Origin of the sequence: Aliarcobacter vitoriensis, from assembly GCF_003316695.1 — a bacterium.
Lineage (GTDB): Bacteria > Campylobacterota > Campylobacteria > Campylobacterales > Arcobacteraceae > Aliarcobacter > Aliarcobacter vitoriensis.
On the sequence record NZ_PDKB01000002.1, the window covers coordinates 146,147 to 171,358 of the forward strand.

At 27.2% G+C, this 25,212-nt stretch carries 22 protein-coding genes; 10 read left to right on the forward strand and 12 right to left on the reverse strand.

Annotated features, from left to right (window positions below; translation table 11 throughout):
- Positions 1-68: 68 nt before the first annotated feature.
- Both CRU91_RS01695 and CRU91_RS01700 read left to right on the forward strand, forming a co-directional pair.
- Entirely contained in the window at positions 69-1,829 is a 1,761-nt protein-coding gene (locus CRU91_RS01695; RefSeq protein ID WP_113892743.1) for a Na/Pi cotransporter family protein, read from the forward strand.
- The gene (locus CRU91_RS01700; protein WP_113892745.1) at positions 1,816-2,049 is read left to right on the forward strand and encodes a hypothetical protein; all 234 of its coding nucleotides are present in this window, start codon (positions 1,816-1,818) and stop codon (positions 2,047-2,049) included. The genes CRU91_RS01695 and CRU91_RS01700 overlap by 14 nt, the downstream gene beginning before the upstream one ends.
- On the opposite strand, the gene CRU91_RS01705 is transcribed toward CRU91_RS01700, so the two are convergent.
- Genes CRU91_RS01705 through pgeF form a run of 3 tightly spaced genes read right to left on the reverse strand, consistent with a single transcriptional unit; the run spans position 2,050 to position 4,068 of the window.
- Positions 2,050-2,514 (reverse strand): tRNA (cytidine(34)-2'-O)-methyltransferase, encoded by a 465-nt coding sequence (locus tag CRU91_RS01705; protein WP_113892748.1) that lies wholly within the window; start codon positions 2,512-2,514, stop codon positions 2,050-2,052.
- Positions 2,514-3,347, reverse strand: a complete 834-nt coding sequence (gene purU, locus CRU91_RS01710; protein ID WP_113892749.1) for a formyltetrahydrofolate deformylase — start codon at positions 3,345-3,347, stop codon at positions 2,514-2,516. The genes CRU91_RS01705 and purU overlap by 1 nt, the downstream gene beginning before the upstream one ends.
- A 49-nt stretch (positions 3,348-3,396) precedes the next feature.
- The gene (gene pgeF / locus CRU91_RS01715) at positions 3,397-4,068 is read right to left on the reverse strand and encodes a peptidoglycan editing factor PgeF (protein ID WP_113892751.1); all 672 of its coding nucleotides are present in this window, start codon (positions 4,066-4,068) and stop codon (positions 3,397-3,399) included.
- Between the two features lie 61 nt (positions 4,069-4,129).
- Between pgeF and CRU91_RS01720 the strand changes: the two genes are divergently transcribed.
- The 3 genes from CRU91_RS01720 to CRU91_RS01730 are packed head-to-tail and all read left to right on the forward strand — an operon-like array spanning position 4,130 to position 6,416.
- Entirely contained in the window at positions 4,130-4,744 is a 615-nt protein-coding gene (locus CRU91_RS01720) for a class I SAM-dependent methyltransferase (RefSeq protein WP_113892753.1), read from the forward strand.
- Positions 4,744-5,532, forward strand: a complete 789-nt coding sequence (locus CRU91_RS01725) for a shikimate dehydrogenase (protein ID WP_113892755.1) — start codon at positions 4,744-4,746, stop codon at positions 5,530-5,532. The genes CRU91_RS01720 and CRU91_RS01725 overlap by 1 nt, the downstream gene beginning before the upstream one ends.
- A 5-nt stretch (positions 5,533-5,537) precedes the next feature.
- The gene (locus CRU91_RS01730; RefSeq protein WP_113892757.1) at positions 5,538-6,416 is read left to right on the forward strand and encodes a DUF234 domain-containing protein; all 879 of its coding nucleotides are present in this window, start codon (positions 5,538-5,540) and stop codon (positions 6,414-6,416) included.
- An 89-nt stretch (positions 6,417-6,505) separates the two neighbouring features.
- Here the strand turns inward: CRU91_RS01730 and CRU91_RS01735 are convergent, their stop codons facing one another.
- From CRU91_RS01735 to CRU91_RS01755, 5 genes are all read right to left on the reverse strand, one after another.
- On the reverse strand, positions 6,506-7,108 hold the full coding sequence (locus CRU91_RS01735) for a response regulator transcription factor (protein WP_113892758.1): 603 nt from the start codon (positions 7,106-7,108) through the stop codon (positions 6,506-6,508).
- Between the two features lie 82 nt (positions 7,109-7,190).
- Entirely contained in the window at positions 7,191-8,153 is a 963-nt protein-coding gene (locus CRU91_RS01740) for an SEL1-like repeat protein (RefSeq protein WP_113892760.1), read from the reverse strand.
- Positions 8,154-8,173: 20 nt separating this feature from the next.
- A complete protein-coding gene (locus tag CRU91_RS01745; RefSeq protein WP_113892762.1) occupies positions 8,174-9,592 on the reverse strand; it encodes an HlyD family type I secretion periplasmic adaptor subunit in 1,419 nt (472 codons plus the stop codon).
- Complete coding sequence (locus tag CRU91_RS01750; protein ID WP_113892764.1) at positions 9,589-11,745, reverse strand: type I secretion system permease/ATPase; 2,157 nt, start codon at positions 11,743-11,745, stop codon at positions 9,589-9,591. Before CRU91_RS01750 ends, CRU91_RS01745 begins: the two co-directional genes overlap by 4 nt.
- 14 nt (positions 11,746-11,759) lie before the next feature.
- Complete coding sequence (locus CRU91_RS01755) at positions 11,760-14,339, reverse strand: TolC family protein (RefSeq protein WP_113892766.1); 2,580 nt, start codon at positions 14,337-14,339, stop codon at positions 11,760-11,762.
- Between the two features lie 316 nt (positions 14,340-14,655).
- Between CRU91_RS01755 and CRU91_RS01760 the strand changes: the two genes are divergently transcribed.
- Entirely contained in the window at positions 14,656-15,846 is a 1,191-nt protein-coding gene (locus CRU91_RS01760) for a DEAD/DEAH box helicase (RefSeq protein WP_113892768.1), read from the forward strand.
- Here CRU91_RS01760 and brnQ read toward each other — a convergent pair whose 3' ends face one another.
- From brnQ to CRU91_RS01775, 3 genes are all read right to left on the reverse strand, one after another.
- Positions 15,847-17,148 (reverse strand): branched-chain amino acid transport system II carrier protein, encoded by a 1,302-nt coding sequence (gene brnQ / locus CRU91_RS01765; RefSeq protein WP_113892770.1) that lies wholly within the window; start codon positions 17,146-17,148, stop codon positions 15,847-15,849.
- Between the two features lie 51 nt (positions 17,149-17,199).
- Entirely contained in the window at positions 17,200-18,054 is an 855-nt protein-coding gene (locus tag CRU91_RS01770; RefSeq protein ID WP_113892772.1) for an EamA family transporter, read from the reverse strand.
- Between the two features lie 78 nt (positions 18,055-18,132).
- Positions 18,133-18,546 (reverse strand): PAS domain-containing protein, encoded by a 414-nt coding sequence (locus tag CRU91_RS01775; RefSeq protein ID WP_113892774.1) that lies wholly within the window; start codon positions 18,544-18,546, stop codon positions 18,133-18,135.
- 623 nt (positions 18,547-19,169) lie between these two features.
- On the opposite strand from CRU91_RS01775, the gene CRU91_RS01780 reads away from it, so the two are divergent.
- The 4 genes from CRU91_RS01780 to CRU91_RS01795 all read left to right on the forward strand — a co-directional run bounded on the left by CRU91_RS01780 (position 19,170) and on the right by CRU91_RS01795 (position 23,555).
- Positions 19,170-19,808 carry a UPF0323 family lipoprotein gene (locus CRU91_RS01780; RefSeq protein WP_113892776.1) on the forward strand — a complete coding sequence of 213 codons (639 nt, stop codon included), beginning with the start codon at positions 19,170-19,172 and terminating at the stop codon, positions 19,806-19,808.
- A 2-nt stretch (positions 19,809-19,810) separates the two neighbouring features.
- Complete coding sequence (locus CRU91_RS01785) at positions 19,811-20,989, forward strand: glutathionylspermidine synthase family protein (protein ID WP_113892778.1); 1,179 nt, start codon at positions 19,811-19,813, stop codon at positions 20,987-20,989.
- A 20-nt stretch (positions 20,990-21,009) separates the two neighbouring features.
- Entirely contained in the window at positions 21,010-22,962 is a 1,953-nt protein-coding gene (gene ligA, locus CRU91_RS01790; protein ID WP_113892780.1) for an NAD-dependent DNA ligase LigA, read from the forward strand.
- A 119-nt stretch (positions 22,963-23,081) separates the two neighbouring features.
- Positions 23,082-23,555, forward strand: coding sequence for an acyl-CoA thioesterase (locus tag CRU91_RS01795; RefSeq protein ID WP_113892782.1), 474 nt, complete (start codon positions 23,082-23,084; stop codon positions 23,553-23,555).
- 51 nt (positions 23,556-23,606) lie between these two features.
- Here CRU91_RS01795 and CRU91_RS01800 read toward each other — a convergent pair whose 3' ends face one another.
- Positions 23,607-25,199, reverse strand: a complete 1,593-nt coding sequence (locus tag CRU91_RS01800; RefSeq protein WP_113892784.1) for an ABC-F family ATP-binding cassette domain-containing protein — start codon at positions 25,197-25,199, stop codon at positions 23,607-23,609.
- Between the last annotated feature and the right edge of the window lie 13 nt (positions 25,200-25,212).

A 25,212-nucleotide genomic window follows, 5' to 3' on the forward strand; every position in this document is an offset into this window, starting at 1 on the left:
GCTTATTAATATTAATTGATTTTTAGATATAATCCTCGCATTTTACAAATAATTTTAAGGAAACAGATTTGGTAAAAAATATTTCTATATCTTTACTTTTAATACTTTTAGGGTATGTAGTTGTTTTTTATGAAAACTTTACTGTTATTTTAAGTGGTATTGCCATTTTTATAATAGGTATGTTTTTTATGCAAGATGGATTTAAACAACTTTCTGGTGGTATTTTAGAAAAACTTTTACAAAAGTTTACTAGCAATACTTTATATGCTATTTTAACTGGATTTTTATCAACTTCAATAGTTCAAAGTTCAACTATCATATCTTTAGTTGTAATATCTTTTTTAAGTGCTGAATTACTAACTTTAGTTCAAGGTATAGGTATTATCTTTGGTTCTAATTTAGGTAGTACAACAACAGCTTGGATTGTTTCAAGTTTAGGAGTTGATGTTAAAATTTCTGCTTATGCTTTTCCTATGATTGTATTTGGAGTAATCTTAAGATTCTTTAAAACAAATGCATCAAAAGGTACTGGAAATGTGCTTTTAGGTTTAGGTTTTATCTTTTTAGGTATTGCATATATGAAAGATGGTTTCGATGTGATGAAAAACTCTATCGATTTAGCCTCTTATGCAATGGATGGATATTTAGGGATAGTAATATATATTTTAATAGGTATCGTTGTAACAGTTGTAATCCAATCAAGTGCAGCAACTTTAGCTATTGTTATTACAGCTTTAAACGCTGATAGCATAACTTATATAAATGCTTTAGCTTTAGCTATTGGAGCAAATGTTGGTACAACTTTAACAGCTATATTAGCATCATTTACTTCAAATGAGAATGGGAAAAGAGTTGCATTAGTTCACTTTATTTTCAATATTGTGTCTGCTATATTTATAACTATCTTTATATTTAACTTTAAAGATTTAGTAGATTTCTTAGCACCATATTTAGGGATAAGCGATAAAAACTACGGTATGAAACTAGCCCTATTCCACACTATTTTTAGTGCAATTGGAATTTTACTTTTAACTCCATTTATTCCATTGTTAGTAAAATTATCTGAAAAACTTATCAAGAAAAAAGTATCTTCAGCTTCAAAACCAAAATATCTTAATACATCAGCTATGCAAAACCCTGATGCTGCTTTAGTTTCTATTAGAAAAGAGATCATAAATCTATATGAAAACTGCCAAAAAGCTATGCTTCATGCTCTAAGTTTTCATACAACAAATCTTACAAAAAGTAGTTTACAAGAACAAATTTCAAAAGATTTTACAATAATTGATACAAATTTAGATGAGATTTATCAAACAAATTTAAAATCTCTTTATAGTGAAATTATTCAGTATTCTTCTTTTGCTCAAGAAAATATGTTTGAGTTTCAACATACAGAAATTGGTGAATTAAAAAGAAGTGCTTCTTTGATAGTTGAAGTTTTAAAAGATACAAGAGATATTCAAAAAAATGTTAATTTTTATCTAAAAAGTAAAAATGAATATATAAAAGAAGAGTATAATATCCTAAGAAGAGAAATTGCTGAAATTTTAATCGATATCAATACATTATCAACTTTAGAAAATGATGCTGATAAATTAACTCAACTTGAAGTTATAAAAAATGAATTAGCGCAAAATGACTTAGCAAGTAGTGAAGAAATAGATGCATTGATTAGAGAAGATAAGATAAAAGCAACAATGGCAACATCATATATGAATGATAGTGCAACAGGTTACTCTATACAGAAAAAACTTGTTGAAGTTGCAAATATTCTGTTTATGCACAATGACTTATTAAAACAAATAGGAGAAACAAATGAAACTAAGTAAAATAGTAGAAAAAATCAAAAAATACCTAAAAAAAGATGATTTAAAAAAGTCTCAAGAAGAAAAAGTTTTAAAAATAATTGAAGATTTAAAAGAAAAAAGATCAAAGATCAAAGAAGAGATAAAATCTTTAGATATAAAAGAGATAAATAAAAAAGATGAGCTTGAAAAAAAACTTCAAGCTATTGCTAAACTTATCAAAAAAAGTGAAGCTCTTATTTGATTATTTAAAGTTTGCGAAGTTTTGTCTTAAAGCTTCGTAAGCTATTATCGATACAGAATTAGCCATATTCAAACTTCTTGCATTATTTGTCATAGGTATAGTTATACAAGATTCTTGGCTTTTATTTAAAATACTTTGTGGCAATCCTGCATCTTCTCTTCCAAAATAAAAGTAATCCCCTACTTCAAATTTTTCTTCAAAATATACTTTTGTTGTTTTAGTTGTAGCAAAAAAATGTCTTAAAGAAAATGGGTTTTTATCCCAAAATTCTTCTATATTTTCATATTCATAAACTTCTAAATCAAACCAATAATCAAGCCCAGCTCGACGAACCTCTTTTTCAGTTATTTCACCAAAACCATAAGGTTTTATCAAATGAAGTTTACAATTTAGTGCAAAACACAACCTTCCAATAGTGCCTACATTTCCTGGAATTCTTGGTTCATGAAGTACGATATTAAACATTATAAAATCACCGTTTTATTTCTGTGAACAAAAACCCTATCATTTAAAAGAAGTTCAAAAGCATTTGATAATACAACTTTTTCTACATTTCGACCAGCATTTCTCATATCTTCCCATGAATAACTATGATCAACTCTTACAACATCTTGATATATAATTGGTCCTTCATCTAAATCATTTGTTACATAATGAGCTGTTGCTCCTATGATTTTAACCCCTCTTTCATAGGCTTGTTTATACGGATTTGCTCCAATAAATGCTGGTAAAAATGAGTGATGAATATTTAAAACTTTTCCACTAAATTTTTCTACAAAATTTGATGTTAGAATTCTCATATATTTTGCTAAAACTATAATATCTGGATTAAATTGAGATATTTGTTCTATCATTTTATTTTCGTGTTCATCACGGCTTATATTCTCAGCACTTACACAAATAAAAGGAATATCAAACTTTTCAACCAAACTTTTTAAAGTATTGTGATTTGCAATAACTGCTTTTATATTTGCATTTAATTCACCTGATACATAACGAATAAGCAAATCTCCTAAAACATGAGATTCTTTTGTAGCCAATAAAACAACATCTTTTTTTGTTTTTTTATTTAGTTTTATCAATGAACCTTCAGGTAAAACCTCTTTTAGCTCTTTTAATAATATATTTTCAGAGATTTTTCCACTCAAAACACTTCTCATAAAAAAGTTTTTTGTTTCAGGGTCTACATATTCAGCATTTTGCTCAATATTTATACTATTTGCAAAAAGAATTTTTGAAATATTATAAATCAAACCTTTCGCATCTTGTGTAGATATTAAAAGTATATATTGTTCCATTTTTATCCCATTTTGTTTACATAAAGTTTGGATTCTAACATTTTAAAGATTAATCCTTTATCATTATAATCCCTGCAAATCTTCCTGTGTTTTTATCTTTTCTATATGAAAAATATGGCTTATTTGAACATTTTGTACAAATATTGGATATTTCTATATTTGTTACTCCAATTTCAGATAAAAGTTTTTTGTTTATTCCTTGTAAATCGATATTTCTATTATTTACAAACTCATTTCCGAAAGAATTTTTTACAATCAAAGCTAATTCAGGACTTACTTCATAACAACATTTTTGAATACTTGGTCCTAAAATAACTTTTATATCATCTTTATTACAAGCAAACTCTTCTATCATCTTTTTTGCTGAAATTTGAACTATTTTTAGAAAAGTAGAATTTCTTCCAGCATGAATAGCACAAACAACTCCTTTTTTAACATCAAACATTAAAATAGGAATACAATCAGCAACCATTACCATAAGAGGTAGATTTTTACAATTTGTGATGATACCATCACAATCTTCTATCAATTTTGGAGAGTTTTCATCAACTTTTACAACATTGTTCCCATGCGTTTGATTCATATAAACTAATTTCTCATAGTCATAACCAATTTTTAAAGATAATTTTTGCCTATTATTTATAACATTGTTTTTATCATCACCAGTATGAAAAGCTAAATTTCCATCTTTTGATGTTGTAAAATCATAAATTATTTTCATTTTTTCTTCTTTTTATTTGCTTTCGATATAATTTAGCCAAAATTTGTTTAAGGATAGGATTTTGAGTAGATTTGACGAAAGAGCAAAAGATTGGGATAAAAAACAACTAAGCCATGATAAAAGTGAAGCTTGTTTGAATCATTTAAAAGACAATTTAGATTTTACAAAAATAAAAAAAATACTCGATTATGGTTGTGGAACTGGACTTATAGCTTTTGAATTAGTAAATAATTCAAATGAAGTTTTAGGGCTTGATAGTTCAACTGGAATGTTAGAAGAGTTTAATAAAAAAGCAAAAGAGAAAAATCTATCAAATATCAAAGCACTAAAACACGATATTTTAAATGATGATTTAGAAGAGAATAGTTTTGATTTGATAGTCATTTCTATGTCACTTCACCATATAGAAAATTTTGAAATATTTTTTGAGAAAAGTTTTAAAGCACTAAAAAATGGTGGATATCTTTGCATAAATGACTTAGAAAAAGAAGATGGAACTTTTCATAAAAAACATAATAATGCTGGAGTTTATCACTTTGGATTTACACAAGAAGAGTTAGAACAAGAATCTTTGAAAGTAGGATTTAAAGAATTCTTATATGAGAGAGTTTTTATTTATAAAAGAGATTATGGAGATTTTCCACTATTTAATTTTTATGCAAAGAAAGGTGAATAATGAAAAAGTTTTGTATCTTTGGTAACCCAGTTGCTCACTCAAAATCACCTCAAATGCAAAATGCAGGTTTTAAATATCTAAACTTTGATGCTCTTTATGAAAAACATCACTTAGAAAATGGTGATTTAATAAAAGAAGAGTTTCTAAAAAATGCTTATAGTGGAGCAAATATTACTGTTCCTCACAAAGAAAAAGCTTTTAAAAATGCTGATATTGTAAAAGGAATAGCACAAAAAATAGAAGCTGTAAATACTTATATTTTAGAAAATGATAAAGTAATTGCTTATAATACTGATGCACCTGGATTTTTAAAAGCTATTGAAAGTTTTGAACAAATATATAAGGTGCTAATATTAGGTGCTGGAGGAACAGCAAAAGCAATAGCTTTAGCTTTACAAGAAAAAAACATCGATGTAACAGTTTTAAATAGAAGCCAAGAGAAACTAGAGTTTTTTAAAAATCACAATATAAAAGCTTTTAATTTTGAAAATTTTCAAATAAATAAATTTGATTTAATTGTAAACTCTACAAGTGCTGGACTAAAAGATGATTTGTTACCAGCACCAAAAGAAATCTTAGATGAAGTATTAGATAAGAGTTCTTTTGCATTTGATTGTATTTATGGAAAAATCACTCCATTTTTGGCTCTTGCGAAAAGTTTGGATAATAAAATCAAAGGCGGAGAGGACATGCTTTTGTATCAAGGTGTTTTAGCATTTGAATTATTTAGTAAAACAAAAGCTGATGATAACTTGATTGAAAGCATGAGAAAAGGATTAAAAGGATAAAACGAATGATTATATTAGATAAAAGTATAAAAGAGCAGTTCAAAATTTTTTGTAAAGCAAATAATATAGAAAATATGCAAATAGCAATAAAATATTTTACTGTATTTGGTGGACTTGATATAAAAATTGACACAACAAAACCTATTATAGAACTAATAGAAAAAAATATTTTAAATAATTACAACTACTACAAAAGTGAAATAAACTATCTAACAGGTGGATACCATGTAGATAGTGCAATTCTTTCAGGAATAGCACTAGGAGATAGAAAAACAACAAATGCTTTTAAAAGAGCTTATGTGAGTTTTGAAGAGGGTATGAAATGTGTAGATTCTCTTTGTGAAAAAGATATTATAGAAATAGACTCTTCTCAAAACTTTCTTTTAGGAAAAAGAAGTGACTCAAAAGTTGCAAAAAAACTAATCTTTACAAATCCTTTTATTCGATTTTGGTTTGCTTTTATATCTCCTATTTATAAAGGAATCAAAGATGGAAACTATGAAGAATTTAAGAAAAAATTTGAAAGTAGAGAATCTGATTTTAATGATTTTATATTTGAAGAGTTATCTTTAGCCTCTTTAAAAGATAGTTTTATTGAAGACTCTATAAAACAATATGGTCAATATTGGGACGAAAAAATACAAATTCCAATAGTTGCAAAAACAGTTTCTGGAAAAATCATAGTTGGAACTTGTAAATATACAGAAGCAAAGATTAAAAAAAGTGAACTAAATAAACTTTTAGATGATTGTAAAAATACAAATATAGATTTTGATATTGTAGTTCTTTTTGCAAAAAATGGCTTTACAAATGAACTAAAAACTTTAAAGAATGATAATTTAAGACTCTTTAGTGTAAAAAGTCTTAAAATTTTGCTAGATTAAATTTTGGCTATTTAATTAATCACAAATAACAAAGCTAAACTATCTATAATTGAAGCTGTGAAAAGGAGTAATAAAAGTAGGAAACTTTCCTAGCTTTTATTTGTAAAAAGATTTATAAATGATACTCTATCATTTACTTCTAACTTAAAATATATATTTTTAATATGAGTTTTTACTGTATTTATAGAACTTCTCAATTCATCAGCAATTTCAGAGTTTGAATATCCATTTTTTAACAAAATAGCAATTTGATACTCTGTTTTTGTCAAATCTTTAAGTATTGTATCATCGTTATTTACTGCTGTTTTAGAAAACTCTTTTAAAAGTTGCATAGTAACTTCAGGAACTATCCAAATCAAATCATTAAATATAGACTCAACAGCTGAATTTAGATAAATATTACTCATAAAACTATTTCCATATCCATTTATACCAAGAGATAACCATTTTTGAGCATTTTCTAATTTTGGAGAACTATCTAAAACTAAAACTTTATTATTATTTTTCAATAAATTATCTATAACTATATCTTCACTTTTTAATTTAACACAAGTGCTAAAAACAACCAAGACATCTTTAATTTTCAATAGTTCATCAAAACTACTAATAACCATGCAATCATAATCACTAAGATTCGTTTTCCATCTATTTAAAATATGTTCAGAACTTGTAAATAGTGCCAATTTTTTCATAAATCACTACTCCTCCCCTAATTTTAATTTTTGATTATAAAATAATTTATATAAATACTTTATAAAATAATCATAAATTATTTTATTTTTTACAAACAGTTGGTGACTCTTTACAAAGAATATCTAAATTCTTTTTAGCTACCTCATTTCCTTGATTTGAAGATTTCGTCCAATATTCAAATCCTTTTTCATTATTTTGAGTTACACCTTCACCTTTTAAGTACATTAGACCTACGTTAAATTGTGCATTTGAATTATTTCCATCATCTGCAGCCATTTTATATAATCTAAAAGCCTCTACTAAGTCTTTTTGAACTCCTAAACCATTATGATACATACTTGCAAGGTTTAATTGTCCTAAAGTGTTTTTACTATTTGCAGATTTCTCAAACCATTTTAAAGCTTCATTATAATTTTGTGGAACTGATATACCATTTTTATACATAAGTCCTAAATTAGCTTGAGCAAAAGCATTATCCTTTTTAGATGAAACCTCATACCATTTAAAGGCTTCATTATCATCTCTTATAACACCTTCACCTAATCTATACATTTTTCCAACTTTATAAGCCGCATTTGCATGTTCTTGATTTGCAGCTTTTAGAAAATAGTTAAAAGCCTCTTTTAGATCTTTTTTCGTACCCTCACCTTTTTCTAACATAGTTCCAGCCATATACTGTGCTTGTGAATAACCTTGTTTTGATGATAAATTATAATATTTGAAAGCTTCTTTTTGATCCTCTTTTACACCTAAACCTTTATTATAAATAACTCCTAGATTATACAAAGACATAGTGTCATTTTGTTTAGCTGCTATTTCAAACCACTTTTTTGCTTCAGAATAATTTTGATTAACTCCATCTCCACCTAAATAAAGAAGTCCTAAATTGAACATTGCTTCTACATCACCTTTTGTAGCTAAATCATGGAAAATTGTTACAGCCTGTCCATAATTTTGATTATCTATTGCCAAATGTCCATCTTTAATAGTAGCACCAAAAAGTAATGAACCGGCTACAAATGTAGATAAAAATATTTTCTTCATAAAATTCTCTCCTTATTTAATTATCTTTCAGTCATCGTATATGTTTTTGTTTTTAATATTGGTTTTAAAATATAATCAAGTACAGTCTTTTTACCTGTTAAAATATCAACATCTGCTATCATACCAGGTATAATATGCTTTTGTTTATCGCCTTCACCAATATAATTTTTCTCTGTTTCTATTCTCACAATATAAAATGTTTTTTCATCTTTTTCTACTACCGTATCTGGACTTATATTTATAACATGCCCATCTAGTCCACCAAAAATAGAGAAATCAAAAGCTGAAAATTTCACAATAGCTTTTTGCCCTTGATAGATAAATGCTATATCTTTTGGCAATATTTTTACTTCAACTATTAGTTTATGGTCTGTTGGAACTATTTCTAACAAATCTTGAGCTGGTTTTATACTTCCACCAATAGTATTTATATGTAGTTTTTGAACTATTCCATTTGATGGTGATTTAACAACTGTTCTTGCAACTTGATCACTTGAAGCTAGTTTATTTGCTTCAACATCTTTTAGTTGATTTACAGCTTCATTTAATTTTTCTCTAACTTGTGCATCATTTACTTCATTTGTTTCATCAATTTTTCTATTTAATTCTGCAATTTCAGAAGTAATTTTATCAACAGATAATGTAACACTTTGAAGTTTATTTTTAGCATCACTTTCTTCTCTTTGAAGCTTTAAGAAATCAACTTGAGATCTGATTCCTCTTTCAACCATTGGTTTAGTCATAGATACTTCTTTTGATATAGCATTTACAGAAAACTTCATATGAGAAATTGTTTGTTGAGCATCTTTTAAATCATTTTCTTTTTGTTTTATCTGCTCTTTTAAAATAGATATCTTTGATTCTAATTGTTTTTGATTTGTTATATATAACTCATTTTCATTGTCTAAAAACTCATTTAATTCTTGATTATCAACTTTTTTATATTCAAAAGGAATTCGAGACAATTCTGCGTTTAATCTTTGTATTTGAGCCTGTAAATAGTAAGATTTAAGTTCATTTGACATAGCAGTTGAAGTACCTTTTTCATTTGAAATTCTAATAAGAATTTCATCTCTTTCAACAGTATCTCCTTCTTTTACCAAAATTTCTTGAACTATTCCACCTTCTAAGTTTTGAACAATTTGATTTTGCCCACTTGGAACTACTTTTCCTGTTCCTCTTGCAATCTCATCAATTTCAGCAAATGCAGCCCAAACTATAAATAAAAACATTGTTACACAAAATGAAATTAAAACCCAATGAAGCTTTTTTGAAGAGCTAAAAACAACAGCAGCACTTAAAGACTTCATATATTCATAATCATTTTGATTTAATGGAGTTTTTGGAAGAGCTATATTATCTTTATCCATAAAAGTTTTATAAATATCTTTATATTTTTTAACTTGTGGACTGTTAAGAAAATCTTTTATTTTACTCATTTTTCACCACCTAATTTTTTTATAACTTCTTCTTTCAAACCATCTAAAACTTTTTCACCAAAATTCATAACAATAATTCTATCAACTAAATCAATCATATTCATCTTTTGAGTAACTAAAAGCAATGTTTTACCATCTATTTTTTCACCCAAATTATTAAGAACAATAGATTCACTTGTTTGATCCATAGCATTTGTTGGTTCATCAAACATCCAAATATCAGAATTATTTACTAAAGCTCTTGCTATTCCAACACTTTGTCTTTGACCTCCACTTAATCCTTGACCCCTTTCACCTATTGGCATATCATATCCTGCTGGATGTAATCTTACAAACTCATCCGTTCCACTTGTTTGAGAACACTCTAACATCCATCTATCATCAATAAACTTATGAATACCTAATATATTTTGTTTAATAGTACCTCTAAATAAATGAATATCTTGAGGTACATAACTAATACCTTTTCTTAAATCGGCAGGATCTATTTGAGAGATATCTATACCATCAATTAGAATAGATCCTTCATCTGGTTCATAAAGTTTTAAAATCAATTTTGCAATTGTTGATTTACCACTTCCTATTCTTCCAATAAATGCAACTTTTTCACCCTCTTTTATTTTAAAACTTACGTCTTTTAAAGCATAAGCATCACTTTGTGGATATTTAAAACTAACATTTCTAAACTCAATATTTCCACTAATAGAAGGCATTTTTACAAACTCTTTTGCAAATGGACGTTCTTGTGGTTTATTTACAATATCATCTAACATTTTAAAAGATTGTTTTGTATCTTCATAATTTGTAATTAAAGAAACAATTTGTCCCATAGGAGCAATAGCTCTACCTGAAAGTATCATAGTTGCTATCAATCCTCCCATAGTAAGTTGAAAATCTTGGATTAAATAAACTCCAAAAACAACTATTAAAACAGTGTTTAGTCCAACTAAAAGTCCAGTTACAGTTGGAATTGAAGCAGATATAAGTTTAGATTTCAAACCTTTATTTGCTATTTCTCCTGTTGATTCCTCCCAAGAATATTGAACATTTCCAGCCATACCTTGTGCTTTTATTGTTTCAATATTTTGTAAAGACTCAATCAAAATTCCATTTTTCTTAGCACTTGCTTCATAAGTTTCTTCAATACTTTTTTTAAGTGGGTCTTTAATAATTTTTGCATAAATTATAATTAAGATTATTATAAAAATAGGCACAATTACTAAAAATCCTCCAAGATAAGCAATTACCATCAAAAATAGTATTGCAAATGGAAAATCTATTAATACACTCAAAGTCGCACTTGTTAAAAATCCTCTAACACTATCAAAACTTTTAAGATTATTTGCAAAAGAACCAACAGATTTTGGATGTTCACTCATTTGCATATCTAAAACTCTTTCAAAAATTATAGAAGACATAATAATATCGCTTTTTTTTCCTGCCATTTCTAAAAAATATGTTCTAACAAATTTTAAAGTAGCATCAAGGAAAAATACAACGACTATACCTATTGTAAATACCAATAATGTCTCTTGAGCATTATTTGGTATAACTCTATCATATACATTCATTGTAAAAAGTGGTGTTGCTAAAACAAATAAATTTATCAATATAGAAGCTATGATACAATCAATATAAATTTTTTTAGAAAAGCCTAAAGTACTCCAAAACCAATGTTTTTGATTATCAATTGATAATGTTTTTTTACCATTATCATGTTCATATTCATAAACCTTTTTAAGCATAAAAGAATAACCTAAATACTCATCTTCTAGTTTTTCAACATCTACCCACTCTTCTAGTGGATCATCAATACCAGAAAATATAATCTTAGCTTTTGTTCTATCTTCATTGAATGAGTCTAAAATACAACTATTTTCATTTGATAAAAGTAATATAACAGGAAGTTGAAGATTCAAAATATCTTTTATTGGTTTTTCAATAATTGTTGTTTTAAGCCCTGCTCTAGCAGCAGCCCTACTAAACATTGACTTTGAACTATTTTTAGAAAAAAGAAGCTGGTCTGCTTCATTGTCTCCTAAAGGAAGACCTTGAAGCAAAGACTCAGCTGAAAATGGCTTGTGGAAAAGTCTTGTATAAAGAACTAATGAATCAAGTAATGTATCATTCTTTCTTAAACTTTTATTTATCATTATGTGTCCTTATATTATTTTTTTATAAGAACAGCTTCTATCCTTCTGTTTTGTGCTCTTCCATCTGCAGTTTCATTTGTAACGATTGGTTCAGAGAACCCTTTACCTACAGATGAAACTCTTGATTTTTCTACACCATTACTCACTAAAACATCTTTTATAGCATCTGCTCTTTTTTGTGACAACATTATATTATATTCTGCTGAATTTTTCTTCGTTCTAACTGTTGTACTAGAAGGAAGATCACTTGCATGTCCAATAATTTGTGTATTGAACTCTGGATTAGCAACTAAATATTTTGCAAATGCTACAACTTTACCTAAAGTAGCTGGTAATATTTTAGCAGAATCATTTTCAAATAAAACTTCAAGATTTATAACACTTGGACAACCTTTTTCATCTACAGTTTGCCCTGCTGGAGTATTTGGACACTCATCTAAATCATTTATTACACCATCATTGTCATCATCATTAGCTAGACTTGTAGATTTTGGAACATATAAAGAAGCATAAACAACATTATTTAATTTTCCCTCTCCCATAACCGTTTGTAAGAATGTTTTATCATAATCAACTCTTGATTGAGTAACTAATATTTTCTCATCAACACCTCTATTTACTAATTCATCTTTTACACTATTTGCATATTCTAGTCCTTTATTGAAACTAGCTTCTTTATCTTTTGTAATTTTCGTATTTCCAATTAAAGTTACAACAGCATTTGTACCGTTATAATCTTTTAAAGTTTTTGCTATATTATCTAAATCACTTGAATTTAAATCACTCATATTTAAGAATTCAAATCTTTTAATCATAGCAAAATCATCATACATTAAATGCTTATCTAAAGAAGTTGATGCAATATTTTTATTTGCTGCCACATTGAATTCATAATCATAAATTCCTAATTTTGGAGCTTTTTTCGGACTTTCTTCATTGTAAGCTAATATATTATTTATATAATCTCCACTTGTCATATTGAACTTTTGTTCATTTCCAACAGGACAACCAGAGGCATCTACAACAGCACCAAATGGAGTATCTGGACATTTATCTTTACTATCTGGAATTCCATCAAAATCACTATCTTTTTGTTCTGCGTTACATCCATAAGGAGTTATATCATCATTCCCAACAACAGAATTATCACAAATATCTAAATGATCAACAATTCCATCTTTATCAACATCAAGGTAAACAGGTAATTCATCTTCTACTACATCAAATGGATTTGTAGTTACTTTAATAACATTTGCATAATCTTTTTCATCTAAAACTGAACTAACTAACATACCCATAGCATCTAAGATTCTATATTGTGCAAAAAGCTTATCCATTTGTGCGTTTATAATTTGTGCTTTAGAACTCACTAAATCATTTTGAGCTGATAATAAATCAAGAAGTGTTCTTCTTCCCATTTCATATTCACTTTGATAACTTGATAAAGTCTCTTCAGAATATTCATAATATTTATATAAATCTTCAAGTTGTTTACCAAGCATTGAGTAAGCAGACCAAGAAAGTTCTAAACTTTCAATAGTTTGTCTTTTTAAATCTCGTTGCAATTCTATTTCTTTATTTATTGTACTTCTACTTTTTTGTAAATCAGCAACATGAGCTCCACCTTTAAATAGATTCCAATTAATTACAGCATATATTTTTTGTCTATCATCTGGATTATCATATCCATTGTTATCACGAGAAACATCATTAAAAATTTGTTCTGCTTCGATATCTAATGTTGGATAAAATTTACTTTTTTTCTCTCTATATAAAGCTTGAGCACCTTTTATGTTAAAGTTACTTACAATCATAGATGGATTATTTTGTATAGCAACCATTGTAGCTCTTTGGATACTTTCAGGCATTGCTAAATTTAAATTTGGAACTTCTAAAGTACCAACATTTACAGTTCTTCCATATAATCTTTTGAATTTAAACTCTTTATCCATAGTATTATTTTGTTGAACTGTTAAATTAGAGTTTGCTAATGACAATGAAGCATAAATTTTTGTCATCTCAGATTTTGTTGTTAATCCTTGATCATATAAAGACTGTACATCTTCATAAATTTTTTTATTTATAGTAACATTATCTTTTGCATTTTGTAACAATTGATAACTTCTTAATAAGTCTATATATGCTCCAGTCATTTGAAAAGATATATCATTTGCATTTTCTAAATAGTGATGTGCTGCTCCTAGAACTCTAGCCTCTTGATAGTTTATTTTTTCTGTTGTACTAAAACCATTAAAAAGGTTTTGAGTAAGTTTTAAAGAGTTCGTATAGTGATTATAAGTAGAATCTCTTGCTGTATAATCATATTTTGAGTTACCATTATCTTTGATATCTCCACCATTATTTCTTCCAAAACTTCCTCTATAATCTAAAGAAGGCAACCATTCAGATTTTACAATTTCTAAATCTTGTTGTGTTTCATTGAAGTTTTTTAATCTCTCCTGAACTACTGGGTTAGTGTTCATAACTTCAACTAAAGTTTCTTGTAAAGTTAAAGCATTTAAGTTCACACCTATTAAACAAAAACTGCTTGCAACTATACTAAGTAAATTTCTTTTAGTTCTTAACTTAACCATTATTTTCTACCTTATTTGTAATTTTGATTATGGAATTGTAACATAAAAAACTTATTTTTATAACACTTTTTATTATTTTTTTATTATTTTTTAGTGATAACTGTTAATTCTACCTAATTTTAGTATTATTTAGAAAATAATAATTTTAGAAGAAATAAGTTTTTTTATAAAAATTTATCTCTAATTTCAATTTGGATACAATTTTTACATTATTTTACCAAAAAAAGGACTTCTTATAAAAACTTTTTCAGACTTAAACTTAAGTGATAATATATTAAAAGCAATAGATGATTTAGGATATGAAACCCCAACTGCTATTCAAGAAAAAGCTATTCCTTTAGCTTTAAAAAAACGTGATATTATAGGAATATCTCAAAGTGGAACTGGAAAAAGTTGTGCTTTTATATTACCTATTTTAGAAGAAATTATAAAAGAGAAAGAAAATAATCCAAATAGTGTATTAAGAGGATTAATACTTGTTCCAACAAGAGAACTAGCAAAACAGATCATAAAAGCAATAGATGATTACTCGAAATATATCCCAATAAAAAGAGTTGCTATTTTTGGAGGAGTAAGTGCAAAAGATCAAGAAAAAAAAATAACAAATGGTATAGATATAGCTGTTTGTACGACTGGAAGATTGTTAGAGCATTTAAAAAATGGAACAATAAATCTAAATAGTGTTACAAATGTTGTAATAGATGAACTTGACACCATGCTTGATATGGGATTTTTAGAAGAAATTGAAAAAATATTACCAAATATAGGTATAAATAGACAAATTATGATGTTTAGTGCAACTATCAATCCAACAGTAAAAAAACTAGCAAAAGAGTTTTTAAATGACCCCGTTGTAATAGAAGTAACAAATCAAAGAAGTAGTGTAAAACTTATAGAACAACAAATAATATTAGTAGATGAAGATAAAAAACAAGAACTTCTATCATATCTTATTGGTTCAAAAAACTTTTCTCAATCTTTAGTTTTTGTCAATCAAAAAGCCCAAGCAGATAGTTTAGTTGAGAATTTAGAACTTGATGGATTAAAATCAGCTTGTATTCACGGAGATATAAGACAAAGTAGTCGTGCCTTAGCTTTGAGAAAATTTAAAGAAAAAGAGCTTAGAGTATTAGTAGCTACAGATATTGCAGGTCGTGGAATAGATATAGAAGATTTACCAGTTGTAATAAACTATGCTTTACCTGAAACAATAATAGATTTCACACATAGAGTTGGAAGAACTGGAAGAGCTGGAAAAGAAGGTCTTGCTATAACACTATTAAGTGTAAAAGATTATAAACTTATGGCTGAAATAGAAAAAGAGTTAAAAATAAATATCCCAAGAGTAGAGCTTGATGGATTTGAAACAACTGAGAAAAAACCAAGAAATAGAAAACCAAAGCCAAAACCACTATCTTTAAAAAAACCAGAAGCAAGAAAACAAACTCAAAAACAAGAAAAAGCAAAAAAAACAAATAAATTTAGAAAAACAACAAAAAGAGGATAATCAATCCTCTTTTTTAGGTTTTATAAAATATCCTATTATCCCAAAAACAATTGCAGGAATAATCCAAGCAAACCCTATTTCATAAAATGGAATAATCTTTAAAAATGAAATCTCAAATATATTTTTAGAAATAACTTCTACAATACAATATATCATAGCAGCAAAACTTGCTAATTTATAAACATTGTCATTTTTTATAAAATTATCGAAAAATGATAAAACAACCAAAATAATAGCAGCAGGATAAACAACAGTTAAAATCGGAAAAGCAATAGATATAATAAATTCTAAACCAAAATTTGTAAGAATTATACTAAATATTGTCACAACTACAACCAAAGTTTTATAAGATACTCTTCTGTGTGACAATCTTGAAAAATATTCAGATGTTACACTTACAAGTGCTGCACCTGTTGTAAAACAAGCTAAAAATACGACTATTCCTAAAAGCAAATTCCCACCACTTCCAAATAGTGAGAAAATAATATTATTCAACAAAGTTGCTCTATCGATATTGCTTTCATAAACTGTCGAAGTTGTAGCTCCCAAATATGTAAGTCCAAAATATATTATAAATATACAAATTGCCGCTACAATAGAAGCATAAGCTACAAGTTTTATTTGTTGATTATGTTCTGTATAAACTCCTTTATCTGAAACTGCTTTTAAAATAATAATTCCAAAAGCAAGTGCAGCTAAAACATCTAAAGTTTGATATCCAGCTAACATTCCATCAAATATAATATTACTTGTAGTAGCTTCACTTTGTGCAATTTCACCATCAGCAATAGGGAAAAACACTCCTTTAATTATTAAAATAAGTAAACCTATAAAAAGTGCTGGTGTTAAAAATCTACCCAAAATTTCTATCATTGTTGTTGGTTTTAGTGTAAAAATCAAAATTAAACTATAATAAATAATTGAAGTTATAAGAGAATTTGAAAAAGAAGCACCGAAAAATGGTACAACTAGCATCTCATAAGTAGTAGCACCAGTTCTAGGAAGTGCTATAAGTGGTCCTATACACAAAATAATTGCTGAAGTTAAAAATATCCCAGCAATAGTTCCTATTTTATGAGTCAAATTTTCAACTCTACCACCAGCTTTAAGTAGTGCAAACATAGTTAAAGTTGCAAAACCAATATCAGCTATAAAATATGACATAAATGCCAAATCCCAGTTACTTGAAGATGTAAGCCCTAAATATGGTGGAAATATGATATTTCCAGCACCAAAATACATAGAAAATATTGCAAATCCCAATATCAATGCATCTTTGAAAAATTTACTTTGTGTAAGCATTTTATTCCTATTTTATTTTTCGTTTACAAAATATTAACGAATATTAACTTTTTATATTATTTTTAATTGGATTAAAGCTAGTAAAACTATGCATGAAATAGCCAGTAAAACTCCTAATATAACTTGTTTTGATAGAATTTCTTTAAAATAATATTTTCCAATGAATACTCCACCAATTATAACTCCCAAATTCATAGTAACAAATACCAAAGTTGGTGTTTGTGAAAATATTTTATGTGCATTGATATAAAAATAGATATTTGAAAAGTTTAAAACTCCCAATAAAAGTCCATATAAAAAATATTTTATATCTATTTTTCCTTTAAAAATAAGAATATATATAAATGATATAAAAGAAGCTAATATAAAAATCACAAAAAGTAATTCTAAAAAATTTATGTCTTTATTTGTTGCAATTAATTTAAATAAAGTATCAATAATCCCATAGCCTAAGAATACAGCTATTAAATAAAAAATATTTATTGATTTATTAGTAGATTTTTTGCCTAAAATCAAAAAAATACTAACAAAAGTTAAAATTATCACAAAAGCTTTTACATAAGAAAATTCTTCATTGAATAATAAAAAACTAAAAATTATTGGGATAATTAAAGATAATCTTTGAAAAATATCAGTTTTTGCAAGTCCAGAAAATTCTAATGATTTATGTAAAAAATAAAAAACAGTGGGAAGTAAAATAGCTAAACAAATAACTAATTTATAATCAAATACTTTAAAATCTATAGTTAAAATTGATAAATTAAAAATATAATATGTAAGAAAACTAGCCATTATATAATTTGATAAAATAAATAAAAAAAGATTTTTTTTTGTAGCTATTTTGAGATATTTTATATAAAAGCCAACCAATAAAGATGATATTAAACTAAGAATTAAAGAACTCATTTTATACAATTTCCATATTTTTTATGGGATTATATTATAAGAAAGATAAATCTAATTTTTTGCGGGAAATTCCCGCAACTATTCTTTATCTTTTAACTCTTTATAAAGATTTTTATGTATTTCTATCTCTTCATCAGTAGCTTTTTTTCTGCAAGATAAAAAACCTTTTGTTCCTTCACTTGTAATTGTAGGAAAAATAGTAGCATATACCCAATAATAATCACCACTTTTTGAAGTGTTTTTTACAAGTCCACTCCAAGTTTCACCTTTCTTTATAGTTTCCCATAACTCTTTAAAAGCTATTTTAGGCATATCATAATGTCTTACAATATTGTGTGGTTTTCCTATTAGTTCATCTACACTATATCCAGCAACTTTACAAAACTCCTCATTTGCAAATAGAATATTACCTTTTTCATCAGTTTCACTGACAATAAATGTATATTCATCCAAAATTATTTCTTTCCCACCATCTATATTCTTCGCCAACATAATAACCTCCTATTATTTTGTTTGCTAAAACATAATTATATATAAAAATTGTAATAATTTTTCATTATTTATTATTTATCCCTAAAACACCCAGCCAGCTTGAAAGAGTAATTTAGAATTTTTATGTGATATTTTCACTTTCAATTGGTTTTGAGTTTGAATTCCATGCCATTTGTACTTTTGCAAAAAAATCTTTATAGTAGAATGTCACCTAAATAGACTTTTCAGTTCCTACAACTCTATTTAAAATTATACTATTTACATTTGGTTGATTGATTTATATTTGTTATATTTTCATTTTGAGAAATATTTGCTGTTCAACTTGTTACAACTCCACTACTTGGAGAAGAATACAAGTTTGAAGCTACTACAAGAGTAATCCACCTTTTAAGATACGAAATCTACTTTTATATTCTTGATTTTTATACATTTTTGTCTCTTTTCATATTTATTTTTGAACATTTTAATCAAAGAGTGTAATGAAATATAAAATTTTTTGATTTTTGGGGTAGAAATTTTGTAATTTCTTTATTTAGTATTAATAGTATCTATAAATCATAGATTTATGAAATTTCATATCTATTTTGGTATAATCTATGACTTTTAACCTAAAGGATTTAAAATTGAAAAAGAGAAATTATATTAAAAAGATTTCAGACTACTCAATGGTTGGTGGTTTAGGTGCTGTTTTAGTGCTTGGATTAGTTGGGTGTAATGATACAAATCAACAACAAAATCAATCTAGTGGAACATTAACAAATGCTTCTCAACAACAAGGCGCTTTTGTAGTAATAGAACAAGCAACAGATGGTAGTTACAAAATTGCTGATGAATTTCCAGCTAGTAAGACTACTATTGTTTTAAGAAGCCCTGATGGAAGCGAAAGAATATTATCTCAAGAAGAGATTGATAAACTAGTAAAAGAAGAAGAAGCAAAAATAGATGCTGGAACATCTCCTCTTACAAATCCAGATTCTCAATTAAGTAGTGGTGGAATGGGACTTGGTGGAGTTTTATTATCTTCTATTGCAGGGGCAATGATTGGTTCTTGGCTTGGGAATAAACTGTTTAATAACCAAAATTTCAACAACCAAAAAGCAGCTCAATACAAATCTCCACAAACTTATAGTAAATCTCAAAGTTCATTCAATAAACCAGCGGGAACAACTGGAAAAAGTGGAGCTTCAAAACAAGGTGGTTTCTTTGGGAACAAGTCTTCAAATGCTGGTTCATCAAATAGTTCAAGTTCAACAGGTGGATGATAATGAAATTAGAAAAATTAAGCCCTTTAACAAATGATTATTTAGAAAGTATTGGTTTTGTTTGGCATACAGATAGCGATAATAGTTCATATATAAGTGATGAATTAGTAGTTATTTCCGAAGAAGAAGCAGAAAGATATTATGAAGCAACAAATGAACTTTATGATATGTTCTCTGAAGCTGGTCAATTTGTAATAGACAATGACCTATTTCACGAATTAAATATTCCTTTTAATTTAGTTGATATTATAAAAGAGTCTTGGGAAAATGATGTTCATTGGCATTTGTATTCAAGATTTGATTTAGCAGGTGGAATTGATGGAAAACCTATAAAATTGATTGAATTCAATGCTGATACACCAACATCACTTTTTGAAACAGCTATCATACAATGGGCTATTTTAAAGAAAAATGGCTTAGATGAAGAGAGCCAATTTAACAATCTTTATGAAGCTTTGAAAGATAATTTTAAAAGAATTATAACTTTAGATAGTGATATAGAAAAATTTGATGAGTACTACTCAAAACTTGGTTGGAAAATACTATTTTCTAGTATTTCAAGTTCAAATGAAGATATAAATACTACAAAACTTTTGCAACATATTGCTTCTGAATCTGGGTTTAATACTGATTTTGAATTTATAGAAAATGTGCAGTTTAGTGATGATGGAATATTTAAAGATGATGAACTATTTGAATTTTGGTTCAAACTTATTCCTTGGGAAGATATAGCTATTGAAGAGAGTCAATTAACACTTATTTTAACTGAAATTATAAAAGAGAAAAAAGCTATTGTTTTTAATCCTGCATATACTTTGATATTTCAATCAAAAGCATTTATGAAAATTTTATGGGATTTATATCCAAATCATCCACTTTTACTTGAAACATCTTTTGAACCTTTAGAAGGTAAGAAATATGTAGAAAAAAGAGCCTTTGGAAGAGAAGGAGCAAATACAAAAATAGTAAATGCTGATGGTAGTATAGATGAACAAACAAGTGGAGAATACGAAGGTCATAAAGCTATATATCAAGAATATGTAGAGTTTCCAAAAGATGAAAAAGGAAATTTTTATCAAGCTGGAGTTTTTTATGCTTATGAAGCTTGTGCGTTAGGATTTAGAAGAGGTGGAAAGATTTTGAATAATATGTCAAAATTTGTAGGGCATATCATAAAATAATTTTATAAAAGTTGAAAAGTATGACAAAAGAAGAGTATGATAAAAATATAGAAACATTGATAACTTGGGCAAAGGCATATTATGTTTATGATGAACCAATTGCAAGTGATGAAGAGTATGATAAATTAGCAAGGTTATGTTTAGATTTTGAAAATAAAAACCCAGAACTCACGCACCAAAACTCTCCAAATAAAAGAGTTGGTGGAGTTATTTTAGATGGTTTTTCAAAAGCAAATCATTTAAGCCGTATGTGGTCGCAAGAAGATATTTTTAACACAAAAGAGCTTGAAGATTGGATAAAAAGAGCTTCAAAAGTTGGTGATAATTTGGAGTTTTTTTGCCAACCAAAGTTTGATGGAGTCTCTTTAAATCTTATCTATGAAAATGGTATATTAAAACAAGCAATCACTAGAGGAGATGGTGAAATAGGAGAAGATGTTACACAAAATGCCTATACCATTCAATCTATCCCATTAAAAATTGATGAAAAATCTTTGATTGAAATCAGAGGTGAAGTTGTAATCAAAAAAAGTGATTTTGAAAATATAAACAAAGATAGAATAAAAAATGGTGAAACACCTTTTTCAAACCCAAGAAATGCAAGTGCAGGAAGTTTAAGACAACTTGATTCAAATATAACAGCAAAAAGAAAACTATTCTTTAATGTTTGGGGAGTAGGACAAAATAGTCTAAATTTACAAAAAACTTCAGAGATGATGAAATACATATTTTCATTAGGATTTATAGAAGCCCCTATGCAAACTTTGGCAAAATCTATTGAAGAGATAGAAAATATTTATAATAATATGGTGAGTAAAAGAGATAGTTTTCCTATGCTTTTAGATGGTATGGTTATAAAAATAGATGATATTCATACACAAGAGGATTTAGGTTTTACTCAAAAATTTCCTAGATGGAGCTGTGCATATAAATTTCCAGCATTAGAAAAAACTACAAAATTAAAAGATATTATATTACAAGTTGGAAGAACAGGTGTGGTAACACCAGTTGCTATTGTTGAGCCAGTTTTAATAGAAGGTGCTAATGTAGAAAGAGCCAGTTTACATAACTTTGATGAGATAAATAGACTTGATTTAAAAATAAATGACAGTGTAATTATAATAAGAAGTGGAGATGTAATTCCAAAGATTACAAAAGTTTTAAAAGATAGAAGAACAGGTGATGAAAAAGAGATAATAAAACCTACACTTTGCCCTGTTTGTTCTAGCGAACTTTTAATCGAAGATATTATGATAAAGTGTCAAAATCTTGATTGTTCAGCAAGAGTTGTAAGTTCAATAATATACTTTGCAAGTAAAAATTGTATGAATATAGACGGACTTGGAGATAAAATAGTAGAACAATTGGTTCGTGAACAAAAAATATTTGATATTTTGGACTTATACTCTTTAAAATTTGAAGATTTAAATATTTTAGATGGTTTTAGAGAAAAAAAAGCACAAAATCTTATAGATGCAATAAAAAATACAAAAGGAAGTGAACTTCATAGAGTTATAAATGCTTTAGGAATAGAACATATTGGAGAAGTTGCATCAAAACAACTATGCTTTGAATTTGGCTTAAATTTAATAAATGTAACATTTGAAGAGTTAATAACTCTTGATGGGATTGGTGAACAAATGGCAAATTCACTCTTAGAATTTATGAGAGTAAACAAAGAAATAGTTTTAAAATTATTTGAAATTATTCAACCAACTGTTACACAAAAAATAGAAGCAAAAGAAAATATATTTAAAAATAAAACAGTCGTTGTAACAGGAACTATGAGTAAAAGTAGAAATGAGATAAAAGAACTTTTAGAAAATCTTGGAGCAAAAATATCTTCAAGTGTATCAAAAAAAACAGATTTTGTTATATTTGGAGAAGATGCTGGAAGTAAATATGATAAAGCAATAGAACTAAATATAAAGATATTAACTGAAAATGAAATGTATGAACTAATCAAAAATTAGTATTATTGTTACTTTTCTTAATTATTTAGTAATTAATTTTGGTAAAAGTATATTAACTAAAAGTTTTTTTTATAAAGTTAGTCTATAATCTTTGAATAATTTTAATAAGGTATATAAATATGGAAAATTTAAAAAGAGAAAAATCACTTACAATGACAATGCTTATGACTCCAGAGAAAGCAAATTTTTCAGGAAAGAATGTTCATGGTGGTGAGATTTTAAAGATGTTAGATCAAGTAGCTTATGCTTGTGCTGCTAGATATACAGGTCATTATGCTGTTACACTATCTGTTGATATGGTATTATTTAAAAATCCTATAAAAATAGGTTCACTTGTAACTTTTCATGCTTCTGTAAACTACACAGGAAGAACATCTATGGAAATAGGTATAAAAGTAATATCTGAAGATATAAAAGATAATTCAATAAAAAATACAAATGTATGTTATTTTACGATGGTTGCTGTTGATGAAAATGGTACACCAGTACCTGTTCCAAAACTTGAACTAATAACTGAAGATGATAAAAGAAGATATAACGACGCTTTACAAAGAAGAGAAATTAGAATGTCATCAAGACATGCAAAACAGTAATTTATCAATGAGAATATCGTTCTTTATAAAAAGAACGATATCTCTAAAATATTAAGATACTTTTGACTCCATAAACTCTTCATAAGAACCTTTAAAATCAATTATTGTTCCATCTGGTTGAATTTCTATAATTCTATTTGCATATGCATCAAGTAACTCTCTATCATGAGAAACACATATAACAGAACCTGCATACTCAAGTAATCCTTCTCCTAAAGCAATAATAGCCTCTAAATCTAAGTGGTTTGTAGGTTCATCTAAAACTAAAAAATTTCCTTGTTCTAACATAATTTTAGATAACATCATTCTATGTTTTTCTCCACCTGAACAAGAATTTACTTTTTTCTCTTGCTCTTGACCATTAAATAACATTCTTCCTAAGCAGTTTCTAATTTCAGCTATATCAGCATCTCTATCAAAACCTCTTAACCAATCATAAAGTGTAAAATCACCATTTATAATATCTGTTGTATTTTGTGGAAAATATGAATTTTGTATAGTTGCTCCCCATAAAACTTCTCCACTATCAGCACTTATATTACCCATTAAGATTTCACATAATGTAGTTTTTCCTATACCATTTGGTCCAATAAGTGCAATTTTATCGCCTTTTTCTAATGTAAATGAAACATCTTTTAATACAACTTTATCACCATAAGCTTTTGAGATATTTTTAACAGTTAAAAGTTCTTTTCCAACTTCTCTTTTTTGTCTAAAAATTATAGAAGGATCTCTTCTACTTGATACTTCAATAGCTTGAATATCAAGTTTATCAAGTTGTTTTTGTCTTGAAGTTGCTTGTTTTGCTTTTGAAGCATTTGCGCTAAATCTAGCAATAAATTTTTCAAGCTCTTCTTTTTCTTTTTGTTTTTTATTTATGTCTGTTTGTTGTTGTTTTGCTATAAGCGTTGAAGCAATATACCAATCATCATAAGTTCCACTAAACTCTCTTATTTTTTTGAAATCAACATCTAAAATATTTGTACAAACAGCATTTAAGAAGTGTCTATCGTGAGATATTACAACCATTGTACCATCGTGGTGTTGAAGCTGATTTTCAAGCCAACCAATAGTTTCAATATCCAAGTTATTTGTAGGCTCATCAAGGAATAAAACATCAGGTTTTGGATATAAAACTTGTGCTAAAAGAATTTTAACCTTATCTCCTCCAGTTAAAGTATTCATCAAATTTTGATGAATTGATGAAGGAAATCCTAAATCTTCCAAAATCTTTGTAATTTTGATATCATACTCGTAAGTTGGGTCTTCTTCACAACAAATTATCTCTAATTCAGCAAGTCTATTATTTACTTCATCAGTAAATTCAGGACTCATATAAAGTTCTTCTTTCTCTTTTACTGCATCATAAAGTCTTTTATTTCCCATTAAAACTGTATCAAATAAAGTGAAGTTTTCAAAAGCAAATTGATTTTGTGATAAAACACCTACTTTTTTACCATTTTGAATTTGTACTTCACCTTCAGTTGCATCTTCTTGCCCTGAAAGAATTTTTAGGAAAGTTGTTTTTCCAGCACCATTTGCTCCAATAAGACCATATCTTTTCCCAGTGTCTAATTTTAAATTTATATCTTGAAATAAAACTCTTGCACCAAAAGCTTTTTTAAGATTTACAGTTTGTACCATATTATAAATTTCT